General features: G+C 61.4%; 1 protein-coding gene and 1 pseudogene. One reads left to right on the top strand and one right to left on the bottom strand.

The genetic code is table 11. From position 1 onward, the window contains the following. Positions 1-103: pseudogene (locus Q2941_RS51750) on the bottom strand (helix-turn-helix domain-containing protein); the annotation flags it as partial. Positions 104-337: 234 nt separating this feature from the next. Here Q2941_RS51750 and Q2941_RS51745 point away from each other — a divergent pair. Continuing rightward, on the top strand, positions 338-843 hold a 506-nt coding region (locus Q2941_RS51745), incomplete at its 3' end, for a carbon starvation CstA family protein (protein ID WP_458197562.1).

Here is an 843-nt window from a genome sequence, read left to right as displayed (position 1 = left end):
TTTCATCTCGAAGCATGGAGAGGGTGCGTGAGACGGTTTCGAAACTCAGGCCAAGGTAGTCGGCGATGTCGCGGCGGCGCATTGGCAAGGTCAGCACATCGGGATGCCTCAACCGCTCCAAGGCAGATTGCCGATTGTGCCCTTTACGACACCTCAGGAGAGGCGACTTCCGAAACCTTATGCGCTATTCTTGGGGGCCAATATTCGAGAATGGCGACTCGACTCCGACCGCAGCAGAACCTCCGCGCAGGTAAGGCTAGAGTTTCGCGGGCGAACGAAGCGCAATCGAAATAATTGCTCGGGCGTGAACCCCGAAACGCATGGGAGGAAACAAACCATGGTGGATGCAATGGCGGAAAGCCGCAATCGCCTCGATCACTGGCTTGTATGGACGGCGGTGTCGGTTCTTGGCGCCTTCGGTCTCGCGATGGTCGCGCTCGTGCGCGGGGAGCATGTGAACGCGCTCTGGATGGTGGTCGCGGCCATCGCGGTCTATCTGATCGCCTATCGCTTCTATAGCCTATTCATCGCCCGCACCGTGCTACAGCTTGACTCCGATCGGCCGACGCCGGCGCACCGTCACAACGACGGTCTCGATTACGTTCCAACCAACAAATACGTGCTGTTCGGCCATCATTTCGCGGCGATCGCCGGCGCGGGCCCGCTCGTCGGCCCCGTGCTTGCCGCACAGATGGGTTACCTGCCGGGCATGCTGTGGATTCTCGCCGGCGTCGTACTCGCGGGCGCGGTGCAGGACTTCATGGTCCTGTTCGTCTCGATGCGGCGCGACGGGCGATCCCTCGGCGAACTCGTGCGTTCAGAACTCGGACCCGTGCCCGGGGT

The sequence above is a fragment of the Bradyrhizobium sp. UFLA05-153 genome (genome assembly GCF_054185185.1).
This window is presented reverse-complemented; position numbering and strand designations above follow the sequence as displayed.